Here is a 19,313-nt window from a genome sequence, read left to right as displayed (position 1 = left end):
AGAGATGACCCAGCCCATTCGTGCCGCACGGGGCAGCCAGCTCACCACCCGCGGGTGGCAGCAGGAGGGCGCCCTGCGGATGTTGATGAACAACCTCGACCCCGAGGTGGCCGAACGCCCCGACGATCTGGTGGTCTACGGCGGCACCGGCAAGGCGGCGCGGGACTGGCCGTCGTACCACGCGTTGGTTCGCACGCTGACTGACCTGCGTGAGGACGAGACGATGCTGGTGCAGTCGGGTCGCCCGGTCGGGGTGATGCGTACGCACGAGTGGGCACCCCGGGTGCTGCTGGCCAACTCGAACCTGGTGGGCGACTGGGCGACCTGGCCGGAGTTCCGCCGGCTGGAGCAGCTGGGCCTGACCATGTACGGGCAGATGACCGCCGGTTCGTGGATCTACATCGGCACCCAGGGCATCCTCCAGGGCACCTACGAGACGTTCTCGGCGGTGGCCGCCAAGCGGTTCAACAGCACTCTCGCGGGGACGCTGACGCTGACCGCCGGCTGCGGTGGGATGGGCGGCGCGCAGCCACTCGCGGTCACCATGAACGGCGGCGTCTGCCTGATCGTGGACGTGGACCGCACCCGGCTCGACCGTCGGGTGCACGACCGCTATCTGGACGAGGTCGCGGACTCCCTGGACGACGCGGTCGCGCGGGTCCTCGCCGCGAAGCGGGATCGCCGGGCACTGAGCGTCGGCGTGGTCGGCAACGCCGCCGAGGTCTTCCCGGAGCTGCTCACCCGTGGCGTCGAGATCGACATCGTGACCGACCAGACCAGCGCGCACGACCCGCTGGCATACCTGCCGGTGGGGGTGGAATTGGACGACGCCCGGGACTACGCCGCGGCGAAGCCGGCCGAGTTCACCGACCGGGCCCGGGCGTCGATGGCGAAGCACGTCGAGGCGATGGTCGGCTTCCTCGACGCCGGGGCCGAGGTGTTCGACTACGGCAACTCGATCCGCGGTGAGGCGCAGCTCGGTGGCTACCAGCGCGCCTTCGACTTCCCCGGTTTCGTGCCCGCGTACATCCGACCGTTGTTCTGTGAGGGCAAGGGGCCGTTCCGGTGGGCGGCGCTCTCCGGCGACCCGGCCGACATCGCGGCCACCGACCGGGCGATCCTGGAGCTGTTCCCGGAGAACGAGTCGCTGGCCCGTTGGATCAAGCTGGCCGGCGAGCGGGTCGCCTTCCAGGGCCTGCCGGCCCGGATCTGCTGGCTCGGTCAGGGCGAGCGGGACAAGGCGGGTGTGCGGTTCAACGACATGGTCGCCTCCGGCGAGCTCTCCGCGCCGGTCGTGATCGGCCGGGACCACCTGGACACCGGCAGCGTCGCCAGCCCGTACCGGGAGACCGAGGGCATGGCCGACGGCTCCGACGCGATCGCCGACTGGCCGCTGCTCAACGCCCTGGTCAACACCGCCAGCGGCGCCTCGTGGGTGTCGATTCACCACGGCGGTGGGGTGGGCATCGGCCGGTCGATCCACGCCGGGCAGGTCTGCGTGGCCGACGGCACCGCCCTGGCCGGTCAGAAGATCGAGCGGGTGCTCACCAACGACCCGGCGATGGGCGTCATCCGGCACGTCGACGCCGGCTACGAGAGCGCCCGCGAGGTCGCCGACCGCACCGGGGTCCGTGTGCCGATGACGGAAGGCGGACCGGCATGAGCGACGACCTTGCTGCCCGGTTCCGGGAGTTGTGGGACGAGATCGCGCCGGTGGGGCGGGACGCCGACAGCGGCGGCTACCTGCGGTACGCGTTGACCGAGCCGGAGATCGAGCTGCGCGGCTGGTTCCGCGCACAGGCTGAGCAACGTGCCATGCCGGTCACCGAGGACGGCAACGGCAACCTCTTCGCCCACTGGGGTGACCCGGAGGGCGAGGATGCCGTGCTCACCGGCAGCCACTTCGACTCGGTGCCGCACGGCGGGGCGTACGACGGGCCGCTCGGCATCGTCAGCGCGTTCCTCGCCGTGGACGAGCTGCGCGCCGCCGGGGTGACCCCGGACCGGCCACTGGTGCTGGCGGCGTTCGTGGAGGAGGAGGGTGCGCGCTTCGGCGTACCGTGCCTGGGGTCGCGGCTGCTCACCGGGGCGCTGCCGCCCGAACGCGCGGCCGGCCTGCGCGACGCGGCCGGGGTGAGTTTCGCCGAGGCGCTCGGCGACAAACCGGCGGGCGCCCGCCCGGAGCTGCTGGGCCGGTTCGGCGCCTTCGTGGAGTTGCACGTCGAGCAGGGCCGCGCGCTCGTCGACACCGACGCGCCGGTCGCGGTGGCCAGCGCGATCTGGCCGCACGGCCGGTGGCGCTTCGACGTCGACGGCGAGGGCAACCACGCGGGCACCACCCGGATGGCCGACCGCCGCGACCCGATGCTGACGTACGCGTTCACGGTGCTGGCGGCCAACAAGGAGGCCCGGCTGCGGGGCGCGCACGCCACAGTGGGTCGGGTCTCCGTCGAACCCAACGCCACCAACGCCATCCCGTCGAGGGTGACCGGCTGGCTGGACGCCCGGGCCGCCGACCCGCAGACCCTCGCCGGCCTGGTGGAGGCGGTGCGCGGCAAGCTCGCCGAGCGGGCGCGGCGCGACGGTACGGCGGTGACGGTCACCGAGGAGTCGGCGACCCCGCTGGTCGCCTTCGACGGCGGGCTGGCGCAGCGGCTGGCCGCGCTGCTCGACGCGCCGGTGCTGCCCACCGGTGCGGGGCACGACGCCGGTGTGCTCGCCGGGCACCTGCCCACCGCGATGCTCTTCGTGCGCAACCCGACCGGGGTGTCGCACTCCCCCGCCGAGGCGGCCACCGACGACGACTGTGCCGCCGGCGTCCGGGCGCTGGCCCAGGTGTTGAAGGAGCTGACATGCCGGTGACACCGACCCGCTGGCTCGCCGAGTACGCCTGGCTGCCCGAGCACGCCGAACCCACGCCCGACGTGCTGATCGAGGTCGAGGACGGCCGGATCAGCGCGGTGACGCCACTGACGCCCGAGAGTCAGCCACCGGCCGGGGTCGAGGTGCACGCCGACGCGGTGCCGCTGCCCGGCCTGACCCTGCCCGGGCTGTCCAACGTGCACTCACACGCCTTCCATCGGGCGCTGCGCGGGCGTACCCACGGCGGTCGGGGCGACTTCTGGACCTGGCGGGACCAGATGTACGCGGTGGCGGACCGCCTGGACCCCGACACCTACCTCGCCCTGGCTCGTGCGGTCTACGCCGAGATGGCGCTGGCCGGGATCACCTGTGTGGGCGAGTTCCACTACCTGCACCACCGGCCGGACGGCGGCGCCTACGACGACCCGAACGAGATGGGCGGTGCGCTGGTCGAGGCCGCCGCGCACGCCGGGATCCGGCTGACCCTGCTGGACACCTGCTACCTGACCTCCAGCGTGGACGGTCAGGCGCTCGCCGGCCCGCAGCGCCGGTTCGGTGACGGCGACGCGGCCCGCTGGGCGCAACGGGCATCGGCGTTCCAACCGACGGACTCCCACGTCCGGGTCGGCGCGGCCGTGCACTCGGTGCGGGCCGTCCCGGCCGACCAGCTCCGCACGGTCGCTGACTGGGCCCGGGAACGGCGGGCACCTCTGCACGTGCACCTCTCCGAGCAGCCCGCCGAGAACGACGAGTGCCGGGCCGTGCACGGGCGTACGCCCACCGCGCTGCTCGCCGAGCACGGTGTGCTCGGTCCGGACACCACCGCCGTGCACGCCACCCACCCGACCAGCGCCGACCTGACGCTGCTCGGCGACAGCCGGAGCGGGGTGTGCCTCTGCCCGACCACCGAGCGGGACCTCGCCGACGGCATCGGCCCGGCCCGCCGGATGGCCGACGCGGGGGTCCGGCTGAGCCTGGGCAGCGACAGTCACGCGGTGGTCGACCTGTTCGAGGAGGCCCGGGCGGTGGAGCTGGACGAGCGCCTGCGGACCCGCCGACGCGGCCACTTCGCGCCTGTCGACCTGCTGACGGCCGCCACGTCCGCCGGGCACGCCGCGCTGGGCTGGGCCGACGCCGGGAGGATCGCCGTCGGCGCCCGCGCCGACCTGGTGACGGTACGGCTGGACACCGCCCGCACCGCCGGGGTGCCGCCGGTGGGTGTGTTCTTCGCGGCCTCCGCGGCAGACGTCGAACAGGTCGTCGTCGACGGTCGGGTGGTGGTGGCCGACGGCCGGCACCTGAGCGTGGACGTGCCGGCCGAGCTGTCGGCGTCGATCGAGGCGGTCACGCCCTCATGAGCAGCATGCTGGTCGACAACATCGGGGAGCTGGTCACCAACGGCGCCGGTGAGGGCCCGCTGGGCATTCGCCGGGACGCGGCAGTGCTGGTCGAGGAGGGCCGGGTGGTCTGGGTCGGGCCGTCCGCGTACGCGCCGGCGGCTGACCGGCGACTCGACGCCGGCGGGGCGGCCGTGCTGCCCGGCTTCGTGGACAGCCACGCCCACCTGGTCTTCGCCGGGGATCGCGCCGCCGAGTTCGCCGCCCGGATGGCCGGTGAGCCCTACACCGGCGGCGGCATCCGGACCACTGTCGGAGCGACCCGGGCCGCCACCGACGACGAGCTACGGGCCACCGTGCGCCGGCTGCGCGGGGAGGCGCTGCGCCAGGGCACCACGACCATGGAGATCAAGAGTGGGTACGGGCTGACCGTCGCCGACGAGGCCCGCTCGTTGCGGATCGCCGCCGAGTTCACCGAGGACACCACCTATCTCGGCGCGCACGTGGTCCCCGCCGAGTACGCCGACCGCCCGGACGACTATGTCGGGCTGGTCTGCGGCCCGATGTTGGCCGCCGCCGCGCCGCACGCCAAGTGGATCGACGTGTTCTGCGAGCGGGGTGCCTTCGACGTGGACCACGCCCGGGCGATCCTGGCCTGCGGGCAGGCCGTCGGGCTTGGTGTGCGGGTGCACGCCAACCAGCTCGGCCCCGGACCGGGCGTGCAGCTCGGCGTGGAGCTGGGCGCGGCCAGCGTGGACCACTGCACCTACCTGTCCGACGCCGATGTCGACGCGCTCGCGTCCTCCCTGGTCGACTGCATGTGCCATGAGGGTCCGCACACCAGCACCGTCGCGACCCTGCTTCCCGGCGCGGAGTTCTCCACCCGCTCGCCCTACCCGGACGCCCGCCGGCTGCTCGACGCCGGTGTCACAGTGGCGCTGGCGACGGACTGCAACCCCGGCTCCTCGTACACCTCGTCGATGGCGTTCTGTGTGGCCCTGGCGGTCCGTGAGATGCGGATGACCCCGGCGGAGGCGGTCTGGGCCGCGACCGCCGGTGGCGCGCGGGCGCTGCGCCGGGACGACATCGGTGTCCTCACCCCCGGCGCGCGGGCCGACCTCGTGGTCCTGGACGCGCCGTCCTACCTGCACCTGGCCTACCGGCCCGGTGTCCCCCTGATCCGCCAGGTAATGCGCAACGGAGTAACGCCATGACGACCGTGACCATCCAACCCACCGGAATCTCCGCCGACGACGTTCTCGCGGTGGCCCGCGGCAGCGCCACGATCGTCCTCGACCCGGCAACCATCGACGCGATGGCGACCAGTCGGGCCATCGTGGACGGAATCGAGTCGTCCGGCCGTCCCGTCTACGGGGTCTCCACCGGGTTCGGGGCGCTGGCCAACACCTTCATCGCCCCCGAGCGGCGGGCTGAGCTGCAACACGCGCTGATCCGGTCGCACGCCGCCGGGGTTGGTGCCCCGATGCCGCGCGAGGTGGTCCGGGCCATGATGCTGCTGCGGGTCCGGTCGCTCGCCCTCGGCCGCTCCGGGGTCCGGCCGCTGGTCGCCGAGGCCCTGGTCGACCTGCTCAACCACGACATCACCCCGTGGGTGCCGGAGCACGGCTCGCTGGGCGCCTCCGGTGACCTGGCGCCGCTGGCGCACTGCGCGCTGGTGCTGCTCGGTGAGGGCTGGGTCCTCGGCCCGGCCGGCGAGCGGCAGGACGCGGCCGACGCGCTGACCGCCGCCGGGCTCAAGCCGATCGAGCTGGCAGCCAAGGAGGGGCTGGCGCTGATCAACGGCACCGACGGCATGCTCGGCATGCTGCTGCTGGCCATCCACGACGCGGCGCACCTGTTCGCCATGGCCGACGTGACGGCCGCGCTGGCCATCGAGGCGATGCTCGGCTCCGAGCGACCGTTCCTGCCCGAGCTGCACGCCATCCGGCCGCACCCCGGCCAGGCCGCGTCGGCGGCGAACATCCACCGGCTGTTGCAGGACTCCCGGGTGATGGACTCGCACCGCGACGACCTGGCGCACGCCGTGCAGGACGCGTACTCGATGCGGTGTGCCCCGCAGGTGGCCGGCGCGGCCCGCGACACCCTGGACTTCGTCCGCACTGTCGCGGGTCGGGAGCTGGTGTCCGTTGTGGACAACCCGGTGGTGCTGCCGGACGGGCGGGTCGAGTCGACAGGTAACTTCCACGGCGCGCCGCTCGGCTTCGCCGCGGACTTCCTGGCCATCGCCGCGGCCGAGGTGGGCGCGATCGCCGAGCGTCGGGTGGACCGGCTGCTCGACGTCACCCGTTCCCGGGAACTGCCGGCGTTCCTCTCCCCCGACGCCGGGGTCAACTCCGGGCTGATGATCGCCCAGTACACAGCGGCGGGGATCGTCGCCGAGAACCGTCGGCTGGCCGCCCCCGCCTCGGTGGACTCCCTGCCCACCAGCGGCATGCAGGAGGACCACGTCTCGATGGGCTGGGCCGCGGCCAAGAAGCTGCGCACCGTGCTGGACAATCTCACCAGCCTGCTCGCGGTGGAGCTGCTGGCCGGCGTACGCGGGCTGCAACTGCGCGCCCCGCTGGAGCCGTCAGCGGCCGGGCGGGCGGCCGTCGCGGCGCTCGGCCCGGCGGCCGGCGAGCCCGGCCCGGACGTGTTCCTCGCCCCGGTGATGGAGGCGGCCCGCGCAGTCGTCGCCGGGCCGGAGTTGCGCGCCGCCATCGAACGGGAGGTCGGCCCGCTGGGCTGATCTCCGCCGGGTCGCTGTCGTCCGCCGCGGGTCAGGCGGCGGACGGCAGCACCTCGTGCGCCCCGGCCGGCCTGTCGGTTGCTGCTGCTAGCGTTCGCCGCCGTGGAGATCGAGGAACAGGGGCTCAGCGAGCAGATCCAGGACTTCGTACGCCGTCAGGTGGCGCTGGCCGAGTTGCCGGCCGCCGCGATCGTCGCCGAGACGATGGAGTACCTGGCTGGCGAGACGGACCCGGCGGAGGTTGAGGCCCGAGCCTGGCCGATGGTGACCGAGGAGCTGAGCGCGCACCTCGCCGCCCAGGCGCGCTGGCCGGAGGTCACCGACAGCGACCGGCTCACCACGGCCTTCCGGACGCTCTCGGCAGCCGGGCTGGTGGCCCGGGAAGATTTCGCCTGCTGCCAGAACTGCGGCGTTGCCGAGATCGGCGACGAGGTGCCTCGGGGTCGCACCGCCCGGGGGTACGCCTTCTACCATCGGCAGGACGCCGAGCGCGGTGTCGACGGTTCCGGGGTCTACCTGACGTTCGGCCTCTTCGGGCAGCCCGCGACGGTCGAGGTCGGCGAGGAGATCGCTGCGGCGCTGCGCGCCGAAGGGTTGACGGTGCACTGGGACGGGCACACCGGCACCCGGATCAGGGTCGCGCTGACCTGGCAGCGACGTCGGGTCGGTCGGCTGGCCGCGCTGCCCGCAACGGTCGACGACGACGTCGACATCGACGTGGAGCTGCTGAATCAGTGGACGGGGAGCGACGCCCCGACCGAGGGTCTGTCGTCGGCCGCCCGGCTCGCCGGCCTGCACCTGCCCTGGTTGCCTGCCGGCGTACGGATCCGGGTGGCTCACAAGGGCACCGCTGTCGTCGTTCGACGGGAGGGGGACACCCTGCTGGGCACGTACCCCGAGCAGGACGCACGGGAGCTGACCGTCGGCCGAAACGACGGCCTGGATCTGATCCGCCGGTTGACCGGCGGATCGGTCCCGGCGGCCGCCCTGTCGGCCCCGCCCGATTTCCTCGAGGCGACCTACCAGTACCGCGACCGCGTCCAGAAGGACGTGCCGCTGGACGCGGCCGAGGCGCGCCTCCTGCTGCGCGCGATGCGGCCGCTGAGCGGGGACTTCCTGACCGCCTTCGGCCGCTCCGGCGGCTGTGTGCAGGTCGCCTGGGAGCGCGACGGGCTGTGGCTGGAAGAGCTCGACACGGCGCGGTCCACCTCGACCGGGCGGATCGCCACCATCGGCGAGGCCGAACGGATGCTCACCGCGCTGGCCACTGAGGACCGCGTCCCGATCGACGAGTTGGGCGGCGACCTCCTGACGAAGCGCTGGTGAGACGTGTCGGGGCGCTCAGGCGGCGGGGGGCAGGACCTTCGCGATCAGCTTGGCCAGCTCGCGCAGCGCCTTGCCGCGGTGGCTGATCGCGTCCTTCTCCGCCGGGGTCAGCTCGGCGTTGGTCCGGTCCTGTCCGTCGCCCAGGAAGATCGGGTCGTAGCCGAACCCACCGTCGCCGCGCGGCGCGCGCAGCACCCGCCCGGACTGCCGGCCGTCGACCAGGTGCTCCTTGCCGCCGGGCAGCACCAACGCCACGGTGCAGACGAACGACGCCGCCCGCTGCTCGTCCGGCACGTCGCCGATCTGGTCCAGCACCAGCTGAAGGTTGGCCTGGTCGTCGCCGTGTCGGCCGGACCAGCGGGCGCTGAACACCCCCGGCATCCCGTTGAGCGCGTCGACCGCGAGCCCGGAATCGTCGGCGATCGTCGGGAGCCCGGTCTGCCGACACCCCTCCCGCGCCTTGATCAGCGCGTTCTCGCCGAAGGTAAGACCGGTCTCCGGCAGCTCCGCGTACTGCTCGACGTCGTCCAGCCCGAGCAGGGCGATCCGGTGCGCGCCGAGCGCGCCGTCCAGGATCCGCTGAAGCTCCACCAGCTTCTTGCGGTTACGGGTGGCGAGCAGGACCTTGTTCATGCTGAGACACCTTTGTTCGCGACTGCGGGGCTCGCAAGCTCACTCCTCACGCTCACCCGAGTGCCTTCCGCTGGGCTTCGGCCAACTCGGCGCAGCCGGCGACGGCCAGGTCGAGCAGGCTGTCGAGCTGGTCGCGGGCGAACACGCCCGCCTCACCGGTGCCCTGCACCTCGACGAAGTCACCCGCGCCGGTGCACACCACGTTCATATCCACCTCGGCGGCGACGTCCTCCTCGTAGCAGAGGTCGAGCCGCGCCTCGCCGGCGATGATGCCCACGCTGACCGCGGCCACCGACCGGTGCATCACCTTCTCCGGCTTACCCGCCAACGACTTCCGGGCGGCGAGCCAGCCCACCGCGTCGTGCAGCGCGACGTACGCGCCGGTGATCGCCGCCGTGCGGGTGCCACCGTCGGCCTGGAGCACGTCGCAGTCCAGCACGATCGAGTTCTCGCCGAGAGCCTTGAGGTCGATGCTGGCCCGCAGGCTGCGGCCGATCAGCCGGGAGATCTCGTGGGTGCGACCACCGACCCGGCCCTTGACGCTCTCCCGGTCGGAGCGGGTGTTGGTGGCCCGCGGCAGCATCGCGTACTCGGCGGTCACCCAGCCGAGCCCGGAGCCCTTGCGCCAGCGGGGCACCCCCTCGGTGACGCTCGCCGTGCAGAGCACCCGGGTGCCGCCGAACTCGACGAGCACCGAGCCCTCCGGGTGGGTGCTCCAGCCTCGGGTCAGGGTCACCGGTCGGAGTTGAGAGGGCCCTCGCCCGTCAGGTCGCGCCATACCTGCACCCTATGCGGTGCGACCCTCCACCTCCGCCGGGGTGTCCCGCCGGCAAGGCGCGGGAGGTCAGACGTCGTAACTCGCGCCGGGCCGGACCACGTCGATCGGTCCGGTGTACGCGGCGGCGGCCGACTCCAACGTGTGCGCCTCGCTGCCCCAGGCCGCGACCAGGTGGGTGAGCAGCAGCCGACCCACCGCGGCCTTGGTCGCCGTCTCGCCGGCCTCCCGGCCGGTCAGGTGCAGATCCGGTGGGTTGTCCACCCCGTCGAGATAGCTGGCCTCGCAGAGGAAGACGTCGGCGTTCTGGGCCAGCCGCAGCAACGCGTCGCAGGACGCCGTGTCCGACGAGTAGCACAGGGACCGACCGTCGTGCTCCAGCCGCACCCCGTACGTCTCCACTGGGTGGTTGACCCGGTCGACGGTGACAGTGAACGGGCCGATCGGGAAGGTGCCCGGCTGAAGGGCGTAGAACTGGTACACGTCCTCCACGGTGCCCTCGTCGCCGTAGGCGGCACTGAGCCGGTCCGGTGCGCCGGAGGGCGCGTACACCGGAAGCGCCGGGTAGGGGCCGTCCGGGGCGTACCGACGGACCACCACGTACGTCACGGCGTCGAGGATGTGGTCACAGTGCAGGTGGGTCAGCAGGATCGCGTCCGGGGCGTGCAGCCCGGCGTATCGCTGGAGACTGGACAGCGACCCGGAGCCGAAGTCGACCAGGAGCCGGAAACCGTCGGCCTCGACGAGGTAGGCCGAGCACGGTGACTCCGGGCCGGGAAAGCTGCCGGCGCAGCCGAGGACGGTCAGTCGCATCGAGTTGTCTCGCTGTCACTGTCAGTAGCATCCGTGGCGGCCGTCGCCCCAGCCATGATCTCTACCGACGCGTGCGTCACGCTGCGCAGCCTACGCCGGGGTGCCCGGCAGCAAGAATGATCCAACCGAAGTTGTCACGAACGTGACACCTGCTCACGGTGCCGTGGACAAGGCACGGGCCGCCGACGCGAATCGGCGGCCCGTGCCCGGGAAGACCACGTCGGTCAGGCCCAGAGCTGCCCCTCCAGGGCGTCCTCGGCATCCGACAGCGTGCCCCCGTACGCACCGGTGGACAGGTACTTCCATCCGCCGTCGCAGACCACGAAAGCCACGTCGGCGCGCTGGCCGTCGCGGACCGCCTCGTGCGCCACCGCGAGCGCGGCGTGCAGGATGGCCCCGGTGGAGAACCCGGCGAAGATGCCCTCCACCTCCACGAGCTGCCGGGTACGCAGCACCGCGTCCCGGGTGCCGACCGAGAACCGCCGGGAGAGCACCGAGGCGTCGTACAGCTCCGGCACGTACCCCTCGTCGATGTTGCGCAGGCCGTAGACCACCTCGCCGTACCTCGGCTCGGCGGCCACGACCTGAATGCCGTCGACCTTCTCCCGCAGGTAGCGCCCGGTGCCCATCAGCGTGCCGGTGGTGCCCAGCCCAGCCACGAAGTGCGTGATGGTGGGCAGGTCGTGCAGCAGCTCCGGCCCGGTCGTCTCGTAGTGCGCCCGAGCGTTGGCCTCATTGCCGTACTGGTAGAGCATCACCCAGTCGGGGTGCTCGGCGGCGATCTGCTTGGCGGTGGCGACCGCCTGATTGGAACCACCCGCCGCCGGCGAGAAAATGATCTCGGCGCCGTACATCCGGAGCAGTTGGACCCGCTCAGTGGAGACGTTCTCGGGCATCACGCAGACCAGTCGGTAACCGCGCAGCTTGGCCACCATCGCCAACGAGATGCCGGTGTTGCCACTGGTCGGTTCGAGGATGGTGTCACCGGTGCGGAGCCGGCCGGCCTCCTCCGCCGCACGGACCATGAACAGCGCCGCGCGATCCTTGATGCTGCCGGTCGGGTTCCGATCCTCCAGCTTGGCCCAGAGCCGCACCGGCGGCGCCCCGTCGGGCACCGTCGGCGAGAGCCGGGGCAGGCCGACCAGCGGCGTACCCCCGCAGGCGTCCAGCAGACTGTCGTACCGCGCCATGGCGGACGACCTCAGCGAGCCGCGACGGCGCTGTGCGAGCTGATCGCCGCAGCGGCGGCGAAGCCGAACGCGCCGCCGGCCACGGCCGGCAGGATGGTCACGCTGTCGCCGTCGGAGAGCTTGGCGTCCAGCGCACCGAGGAAGCGGACGTCCTCGTCGTTGACGTAGACGTTGACGAAGCGGTGCAACGTGCCGGTCTCGGTGATCAGCCGGCCGCGCAGACCGCCGTGGCGGGAGTCCAGGTCGGTGAGCAGATCGGCGAGGGTGTCGCCGCTGCCGTCGACGACCTTGGCGCCGCCGGTGTAGCTGCGCAGGATGGTGGGGATGCGAACCTCAATGGCCATGATGTCGAGCTCCTCGATCGGGTGTGCCTACGGTGACGGGACGAACGGGTGCGGGCGCTGACGGGTCAGCGGTCGGAACACTCGTAGTCGACCGTCGCCGGGCTCTGCCCGAACATGTAGGACTGGACCGCATGCGGGTCGACGCCCGCCTCCACGACCTGGACCGGCTCCTCGGCCACCACACCGTCGACGATCCGGAAGGACCGGATCTCCTCCGAGTCGGGCTCACGGGTCGAGACGAGCAGGTAGTGCGCGCCCGGCTCGCCTGCGAAGGAGACATCCGTCCGTGACGGGTATGCCTCGGTGGCGGTGTGCGAGTGGTAGATGATCACGGGCTCCTCGTCCCGGTCGTCCATCTCCCGCCACACCCGCAGGTGCTCCATCGAGTCGAACTCGTAGAAGGTCATCGACCGCGCGGCATTGTCCATCGGGATGTGCCGGGTGGGGGTGTCGCTGCCGACGGGACCAGCGACGACGCCGCACGCCTCGTCGGGGTGGTCCCGCCGCGCGTGGGCGACGATCGCGTCGATGATCGACCGGTCGATGCTCAGCACGGGCACCAGCCTAACGCCTGATGAGCACGGGCCGAAGTGGTGCCGGTCACGCTTAGTCGATCAAGGCGTTGAGCAGCGACTCCTGCAAATATCCGAGGTACGCGTAGACCGACAGTTGGAACACCCTGCTGGAGGCCGGATCCTCGGCGACCGCGTCGTCCAGCTCTTCGCCCAGGTCCGTGCCGTCCTTGATCTCCAGCCGGACGCCCATCGCGAGCCGGGCGTCGTTCAACGCCCGCAGCCACGCCTCGGCCGCCTCGGCGTCCAGCCGCACCTCACCGCCGGCCTCGTCGGGAAGCGCGGCGAGGATCGCCCCGGCCTGATCGATCTTCGCGGTCTTCAGGTCGCCCTCGGTGTAGCGGCGGAACTCGGCGGTGCCGGGGGCGTCCTTGGGATAGACCGCCGGGAAGAGCCGACCGACGACCGGGTCGGTGTGGTCGAAGCCATCGGTCAGCAGGCCGACCACCTCGGAGGCGACCTTGCGCAACACCCGCACCTCGTCGACGGCGAAGGTGGCGACATAGCGGCCGGACTGGCGACGGAACATGCTCATGATCTGTCCACCGTCGCCCACAGCCCGTACGCGTGCAGCTGCGACGCGTCGTGCTCCATCCGCTCCCGGGCACCGGTGGAGACCACGGCTCGGCCCTTGTGGTGCACGTCCAGCATCAGCTGCTCGGCCCTCTCCCGGCTGTAGCCGAAAAGCTTCTGGAAGACCCAGGTCACGTACGTCATCAGATTGACCGGGTCGTCCCACACGATCGTCACCCACTGCCGGTCGGACGCCGGCACCTCGTCAGTGTCCGGCGTCTCGACCGGTGCAACCTGCGGAGCCGCCATGCCCCCCATCGTGCCACCGGTTTCCCGGAACCGAGGAACCGGAACGCCGGCCCGGCGTGGATCGCCCACCCCGGGCACCCCTGACTCGCCCCGAACGCCGTCGGGCGCGCGGTGCGAGGCGGACCCCAACCGAAGGGTCGCCACGCCGTCAGGCGAGCAGGATGCCGTGATCGACTGCATCGGAGAGCACCGCGCCCAGCGAGAGGCGGATCACCTCGAACCGTCGGGAGATCTCCCGGGACAACCCCAGCTCGACCTCCCGCACCGCCCGCTGGGACCAGGCCCGCGCCGCGCTGTGGTCGTTGTTGCCGGGCGTACGCCACTGCTGCCAGCAACCACCGGAGAGCGCCACGGCGACCGGCGGGAGCACCTCGGAACGGGCCGCCGCCGGGTAGCTGGACAGGGCGTCGATCGCCTCCGGGCCGGTCAGCCCGGCGACCCCGGCTGTGCTGGTGATCAGCAGCACCTTGTCCAGGTCCTGGCCGGGCCGGTCGTCGACCAGGCCGTACTGCACGGCGGTGGCGATCCGCCGGTGCACGCCTTCGGTCGGCGGCGCGCCGAGCACCCGGCTCGCGGCGTCGGTGACGATGCCGCGCACGGCCTGGTCGCACTGCGCCGTGGCCAACAACGACAACGCCGCCATCTCCCGGTCGAGGAGATCCGGGAGGCCAGCACAGCCGACCCCGAACACGATCTCCTGGACCGCCCTCAGGTGGATGTTCGCCAGCTCCAGGGCGAGGTGCTGGCGGATCCGCTGGGCGCACGAGCGGGTCTGCCGGTCGAGCCGCTCAGACCAGTCACCGGGGTCGGCGGCCACCGCGATCCGGTCGTGCTGACCCGGCAGCACCGGCGGGTTGACACTGGCCCGTTGCAACCCTTCCCGCGACGACCAGCCCACCAGGGCCCGCCGCAGATCGGCGGCGGAGTCGGCGTCGTCGACCGGGAACCACCGCGCGCCGGCCAGCGCCGGCACCGCCGCCAGCAGCGCCGCCCGGTGTGCCGCGATGGTCACCGCAGCCGGGGTGGCCTCCGTCGCTCCGCTCCCGGCTGGCGGGACGGACGCCCCCGCGTCCTCCGTAGTCGCCGCGCCGTCGGCCATCGGGGCCCAGCCCGCCGCGCCGGGGGTGACCGCGAAGACGACCTCCACCGAGGTCGGGGCGACCTCGGCGAGCAGGTTCAGCTCCGTGGCGGTGAACGCCTGGTCGGCGGCGATCACGAAGAGCAGCGCACCGGCACGGCCCACCGCTTCGAGCAGCACCCGGTTGCCGGCCGCGCCGAGCGTGGCGGTGTCCGGAACGTCGATCAGGGTGAAGTGCCGCAGCAGCGGCTCGGGCACGCTCAGCTCGACCCGCCGGGGCGGACGGGCCAACGCCGGACCGGCGGCGTCCCGGTCCGCGCCGTACGAGTGCGGTTGACGGTAACCGGGCACGAACGCCGCCCGGGTGGGCACCTTGGCGTTGCGCACCACCAACCAGCTGCCCGCCGGCACGGTGAGCATCACCGGGTCGAGCTTGAGCAGGGTGGCGAGCACGGCGCGCCGCTCGGCACCGGCCGGGCCGACGGCGACCACGCCGAGCGGCTCCTCCGGTGCGGGACCGGTGACGCCGACCCGCGTGGGCAGCGGACCGCAACTGGGCAGGTCGGTCGGGCCGGTCATGTCGTCCGGCGAATCGACCGAGGGGAGAGGGCCCTGCTTCATCAGGTGCCTCCCGTTGCAGGTGACCGGTTGCCCGGTCGCGTGAACATTCCGGTGGAGCAACCCCCGGATGTCGAAGACTACGGGCGAGCCGACGACCGGGCGGAACACCTCCGATACTCACCGGTAATTGTGCCGCTACTCAACTTCGTTCGGTGACGGTGCGGGCGCGCACGGAATTCATCGATATGCTGCCCGGATGAGTCGATGGGAGTTCGTCGGCCGAACAGATGAGCTCAACCGCCTGCTCGCGGCGGTGACCGGTGAGGCTGGCCGGGGGCTCTTCTTCAGCGGCAGCGCTGGCATCGGCAAGAGCCGGTTGCTGCGTGAGGGCGTGAACGCGTTGCCCACCGACCGGTTCGCGATCTGGTCCATCGCGGCCAGTGCCACCACGGCCGCGCTGCCGTTCGGCGGGCTGGTGCAGGTGCTCCCCGCCGAGCAACCCCAGGGCCTCTCCCCCGCCGGCATCCTGCGCTGGGCGCTCAACCTGCTGCAACAGCAGGCGGCCGGCCGACGCATCGTGCTCGCCATCGACGACGCCCACCTTCTCGATCCGCCCTCGGCGGCGCTGGTGCACCTCGTCGCCCGCGCGGAGAACGCCACAGTGCTCGGCACCCTGCGCGACGGCGAGCAGATCCCGCTGCCGATCCGTGCACTCTGGACCGACGATCTGGTCGAGCACGTCGAGCTGACCCCGATGCCACCGGAGGAGACCGCAGGCCTGCTGGCGGCCATCCTGGAGGGCCCGGTCGACGCCGGCTCCGCCGACCGGCTCGGCCAGCTGTCGGCCGGCAACCCGCTGCTGCTGCGCGAGCTGGTGCACGCCGCCACCGGCAGCGCGGAGCTGAAGCGCACCTACGGCATCTGGAAGTGGACCGGCCGACTGGAGCTGGCGCCGAGCCTGACCGACCTGATCGACACCCGGGTCGGCAAGCTCACCGACGGCGTCCGCGCGGTCGTCGAGCTGGTGGCGTTCGGCGAACCTCTCGGTCTGCACCTGCTCAAACAGGCCGCCGACCAGGCAGACGTGGAGACCGCCGAGGAACGCGGTCTGATCAGCGTGATCCAGCACGACCGGCGGACCAACGTCCGGCTGGCCCACCCGCTCTACGGCGAGGTGATGCGTCGCCGCTGCCCGGTCAGCCGCACCCGCCGCCTTCAGGCGCACCTCGCGGAGCTGCTGGAGCAGGTCGGCAAGCGCCGACGCGACGACCTGCTGCGGGTGGCGGTCTGGCGACTGGACTCGGGCACCGCACAGGACCCGGCCATGCTGCTCGATGCCGCGGTGCAGGCCTTCACCCGCTACGACGTGCCGCTGGCCACCCGCCTGGCGCGCGCCGCGCTCAACGCCGATGGCGGCTCCGACGCGGCAGAGCTGCTGGCCACCATCCTGATGTTCGCCGACCGGCCGGAGGAGGCGATCGGCGTCCTCGACGCGGTGCCACCCGAGCCCGGCGACGAACGACGACTCTGCCGCTGGCTGACGGTGCGCGGGATGGTGAGCTACTGGGGGTTGAGCCGCCAGTCCACGGTGGAGGAGCTCGCCAGCCGGGTCAAGCAGCTCGGTGACTCCGCGGACCAGTCCCGGGTGCACGCCTTCGAGGCGATCATGCGCCTGCACGGGCTCGACACGACGAAGGCGGTGCGGCTCAGCCAACGCGTACTGGACCGGCCGGCGGCCGGTGTCGCCGCCCGCGAGCTGGCCCGATCCACCATCGCGTACGTCCAGGCCGCACAGGGCCAGCTCAACCGCAGCGGTACGGCGATCGCCCAGGTGCACTCCGCCGCGGGCAGTTGGCGCACCGACATGCCGTACCTGCAGTTGGCACTGGAACTGGCCCGGGGCACCAGGCTCATGCTCACCGGTGACCTGGCCGGGATCGACGCGATCGTCGCCGACGAGTTCGCCGACCTCGCCGGTGCCGGCGACTTCCGGCTCGGCACCGGCTACCTGGCCATCCTCCAGGCGTACGCGGCCCGGATGCGTGGGCAGAGCGACGCGGCCATGCGGACCTCCCTGGGTGCATGCGCGGTGCTGGCCACCAGCCGGGTCTACGCCGGTCTGGCCCAGGCCGAGCGCGCACAGTCCGCGGCCCTGCGTGGCGACTCGGCGCAGGCCACTGCGGCGATGGCCGAAGCGGACCGCACCCACGCGCCGGGCATGGCGGTGCTCTACCCGTGGCTGGAGCAGGCCCGGGGCGCGGCGCTCGCCGCATCGGGCGACCTGCCGGGCGCGGTCAAGCACCTCGGCGACCTGGTCGACCGCCTGCGATCGGATGGTTTCGCCGGGCACGAGGTGCACGTCCTGCACGATCTGGTGCGGCTGGACCAGGCGGGCATGCCGGTCGGTCCCACCTGCTCCGACGGTGGCCGCCGCACAGTCGCGCAGCGCCTCGCCGAGCTGTCCGAACGGGTCGACGGGGCGCTTCCGCCGCTGCTGGCCCGGCACGCCCACGCGGCGGTGACCGACTCCGCCACCGATCTGCTCGCGGTCGCCGACGACTATGCCGCGTTGGAGCTGACCGTGTTCGCGGCGGAGGCCACCTCCCAGGCCGTGCAGCGGTTGCGCAGGCAGCACTCGCCCGCGGCCAACGATGCCCGGGAGCGCCTGGCCGGGCTGCTCGGGCGTTGTGACCTGATCCGCACACCGGCACTGCAGGCGGGCGCGCCGGTGCTCACCGAGCGGGAGTGGCAGGTGGCGCGCCTCGCCGCGCACGGCGCACCCAGCCGGGCCATCGCCGAGCGGCTCTACCTCTCGGCGCGCACCGTGGAAAATCACCTTCAGCGCATCTACGCCAAGCTCGGCGTGACCGGTCGCGCCGAGCTGTGGGCCGCGCTGCGCTCGATCCCGGGCCACGACGGCGGCGACGCGGGCTGAACCTTAGGCTGGGGCGGTGAGCACCCACCGCCCCGCGCTGCTGACCGACCACTACGAGCTGACGATGGTCAGCGCGGCACTGAAGGACGGCACCGCCGACCGCCGGTGTGTCTTCGAGGTGTTCAGTCGCCGGCTGCCGAGTGGCCGCCGCTACGGCGTGGTCGCCGGCACCGCCCGGCTCATCGAGCTGATCCGCGACTTCCGGTTCGACCCCACCGAGGTCGACTTCCTGCTGCGGACCGGAGTGGTCGACGACGCGGCCGCGGCCTGGCTCACCGACTACCGCTTCAGAGGCGACATCGACGGGTACGCCGAGGGTGAGCTGTTCTTTCCGGGCTCGCCGATCCTCACCGTCTCCGGCGGCTTCGCCGAGTGCGTGGTGCTGGAGACGGTGGCGCTCTCCGTGCTCAACCACGACTGCGCCGTGGCGGCAGCGGCGGCGCGGATGGTGACCGCGGCGCGGGGCCGGGCGCTGATCGAGATGGGGTCGCGTAGGGCACACGAGGAGGCGGCGGTGGCCGCGGCGCGGGCCGCGTACCTGGCCGGGTTCCGGTTCACCTCCAACCTCGCCGCCGGTGAGCGCTACGGCATCCCGACGGCGGGCACGGCGGCGCACGCGTTCACCCTGCTGCACGACGACGAGCGGGCGGCGTTCGCCTCGCAGGTCGCCACGCTGGGCAAGGACACCACGCTGCTGGTCGACACGTACGACATCAGCCAGGGCATCCGCAACGCGATCGCGGTGGCCGGCCCGGAGCTGCGAGCGGTACGGATCGACTCGGGTGACCTGGCGGTGATCGCCCAGCAGTCCCGGGAGCTGCTCGACTCGCTGGGCGCCACCGAAACCAAGATCATTGTTTCCGGTGACCTCGACGAGTACTCGATCGCCGCGCTGGCCGCCGAACCGGTGGACATGTACGGCGCCGGCACGGCCGTGGTCACCGGCTCCGGTGCGCCGACCGCCGGGCTGGTCTACAAGCTCGTCGAGGTAGAGGGACGCCCGGTGGTGAAGCGCTCCGAGCACAAGGCCACCATCGGCGGCCGGAAGGTCGCGGTCCGCCGCCACAAGCCGACCGGCACCGCCACCGAGGAGATCATCGTCCCGCAGGGTGTGCCGGACCGGAAGCCCAACGACCGGATGCTCCAGCGCTCGTACGTGGTGGGGGGCGAGCCGGTCTCGCTACCCTCTCTCGACGAGTCACGGGAGCACCTGCGCGAGTGCCTGATCTCCATCCCGTGGGAGGGGCTGAAGCTCTCGGCCGGCGACCCGGCGGTGCCGGTCACCGTCGTACCCTCCGACTGACCTCGACCCAGAT

The 19,313-nt window shown here is 72.5% G+C and carries 17 protein-coding genes; 8 read left to right on the top strand and 9 right to left on the bottom strand.

The annotated features are described in order from the left end of the window. Nucleotides 1–4: 4 nt before the first annotated feature. From hutU to CLT68_RS12200, 6 genes are all read left to right on the top strand, one after another. Nucleotides 5–1,663, top strand: a complete 1,659-nt coding sequence (gene hutU, locus CLT68_RS12225; RefSeq protein ID WP_099850942.1) for a urocanate hydratase — start codon at nucleotides 5–7, stop codon at nucleotides 1,661–1,663. Then, a complete protein-coding gene (locus CLT68_RS12220; protein WP_099850941.1) occupies nucleotides 1,660–2,862 on the top strand; it encodes an allantoate amidohydrolase in 1,203 nt (400 codons plus the stop codon). Before hutU ends, CLT68_RS12220 begins: the two co-directional genes overlap by 4 nt. Next, a complete protein-coding gene (locus tag CLT68_RS12215) occupies nucleotides 2,853–4,220 on the top strand; it encodes a formimidoylglutamate deiminase (RefSeq protein ID WP_099850939.1) in 1,368 nt (455 codons plus the stop codon). The genes CLT68_RS12220 and CLT68_RS12215 overlap by 10 nt, the downstream gene beginning before the upstream one ends. Continuing rightward, the gene (gene hutI / locus CLT68_RS12210; RefSeq protein ID WP_088946441.1) at nucleotides 4,217–5,413 is read left to right on the top strand and encodes an imidazolonepropionase; all 1,197 of its coding nucleotides are present in this window, start codon (nucleotides 4,217–4,219) and stop codon (nucleotides 5,411–5,413) included. The genes CLT68_RS12215 and hutI overlap by 4 nt, the downstream gene beginning before the upstream one ends. Beyond that, nucleotides 5,410–6,948, top strand: coding sequence for a histidine ammonia-lyase (hutH, locus tag CLT68_RS12205; RefSeq protein ID WP_099850937.1), 1,539 nt, complete (start codon nucleotides 5,410–5,412; stop codon nucleotides 6,946–6,948). Before hutI ends, hutH begins: the two co-directional genes overlap by 4 nt. Before the next feature lie 102 nt (nucleotides 6,949–7,050). After that, nucleotides 7,051–8,274, top strand: coding sequence for a DUF6891 domain-containing protein (locus CLT68_RS12200; RefSeq protein ID WP_143743172.1), 1,224 nt, complete (start codon nucleotides 7,051–7,053; stop codon nucleotides 8,272–8,274). Nucleotides 8,275–8,289: 15 nt separating this feature from the next. Here the strand turns inward: CLT68_RS12200 and rdgB are convergent, their stop codons facing one another. The 9 genes from rdgB to CLT68_RS12155 all read right to left on the bottom strand — a co-directional run bounded on the left by rdgB (nucleotide 8,290) and on the right by CLT68_RS12155 (nucleotide 15,122). Next, entirely contained in the window at nucleotides 8,290–8,907 is a 618-nt protein-coding gene (rdgB, locus tag CLT68_RS12195) for an RdgB/HAM1 family non-canonical purine NTP pyrophosphatase (protein WP_099850934.1), read from the bottom strand. A 52-nt stretch (nucleotides 8,908–8,959) separates the two neighbouring features. Continuing rightward, entirely contained in the window at nucleotides 8,960–9,685 is a 726-nt protein-coding gene (rph, locus tag CLT68_RS12190) for a ribonuclease PH (protein WP_099850933.1), read from the bottom strand. 66 nt (nucleotides 9,686–9,751) lie between these two features. Beyond that, nucleotides 9,752–10,495 (bottom strand): MBL fold metallo-hydrolase, encoded by a 744-nt coding sequence (locus tag CLT68_RS12185; RefSeq protein ID WP_088946437.1) that lies wholly within the window; start codon nucleotides 10,493–10,495, stop codon nucleotides 9,752–9,754. A gap of 224 nt (nucleotides 10,496–10,719) precedes the next feature. After that, entirely contained in the window at nucleotides 10,720–11,685 is a 966-nt protein-coding gene (locus CLT68_RS12180) for a PLP-dependent cysteine synthase family protein (RefSeq protein ID WP_099850931.1), read from the bottom strand. Between the two features lie 11 nt (nucleotides 11,686–11,696). Continuing rightward, complete coding sequence (locus tag CLT68_RS12175) at nucleotides 11,697–12,029, bottom strand: MoaD family protein (RefSeq protein ID WP_099850930.1); 333 nt, start codon at nucleotides 12,027–12,029, stop codon at nucleotides 11,697–11,699. Between the two features lie 65 nt (nucleotides 12,030–12,094). Next, entirely contained in the window at nucleotides 12,095–12,583 is a 489-nt protein-coding gene (locus tag CLT68_RS12170; RefSeq protein ID WP_088951494.1) for a M67 family metallopeptidase, read from the bottom strand. A 52-nt stretch (nucleotides 12,584–12,635) separates the two neighbouring features. Further along, nucleotides 12,636–13,136: a DUF2017 domain-containing protein gene (locus tag CLT68_RS12165; protein WP_088946434.1), complete on the bottom strand. Its 501-nt coding sequence runs from the start codon at nucleotides 13,134–13,136 to the stop codon at nucleotides 12,636–12,638. Continuing rightward, a complete protein-coding gene (clpS, locus tag CLT68_RS12160; RefSeq protein ID WP_088946433.1) occupies nucleotides 13,133–13,423 on the bottom strand; it encodes an ATP-dependent Clp protease adapter ClpS in 291 nt (96 codons plus the stop codon). Before clpS ends, CLT68_RS12165 begins: the two co-directional genes overlap by 4 nt. Before the next feature lie 148 nt (nucleotides 13,424–13,571). After that, on the bottom strand, nucleotides 13,572–15,122 hold the full coding sequence (locus tag CLT68_RS12155) for a hypothetical protein (protein ID WP_099857077.1): 1,551 nt from the start codon (nucleotides 15,120–15,122) through the stop codon (nucleotides 13,572–13,574). Nucleotides 15,123–15,318: 196 nt separating this feature from the next. Here CLT68_RS12155 and CLT68_RS12150 point away from each other — a divergent pair, with 196 nt between their 5' ends. Both CLT68_RS12150 and CLT68_RS12145 read left to right on the top strand, forming a co-directional pair. Continuing rightward, nucleotides 15,319–17,997, top strand: a complete 2,679-nt coding sequence (locus CLT68_RS12150) for a LuxR family transcriptional regulator (RefSeq protein ID WP_099850928.1) — start codon at nucleotides 15,319–15,321, stop codon at nucleotides 17,995–17,997. 16 nt (nucleotides 17,998–18,013) lie between these two features. Continuing rightward, entirely contained in the window at nucleotides 18,014–19,300 is a 1,287-nt protein-coding gene (locus CLT68_RS12145) for a nicotinate phosphoribosyltransferase (RefSeq protein WP_099850926.1), read from the top strand. The last annotated feature ends 13 nt before the right edge of the window (nucleotides 19,301–19,313 follow it).

Source organism: Micromonospora sp. CNZ299, assembly GCF_002754415.1.
This window is presented reverse-complemented; position numbering and strand designations above follow the sequence as displayed.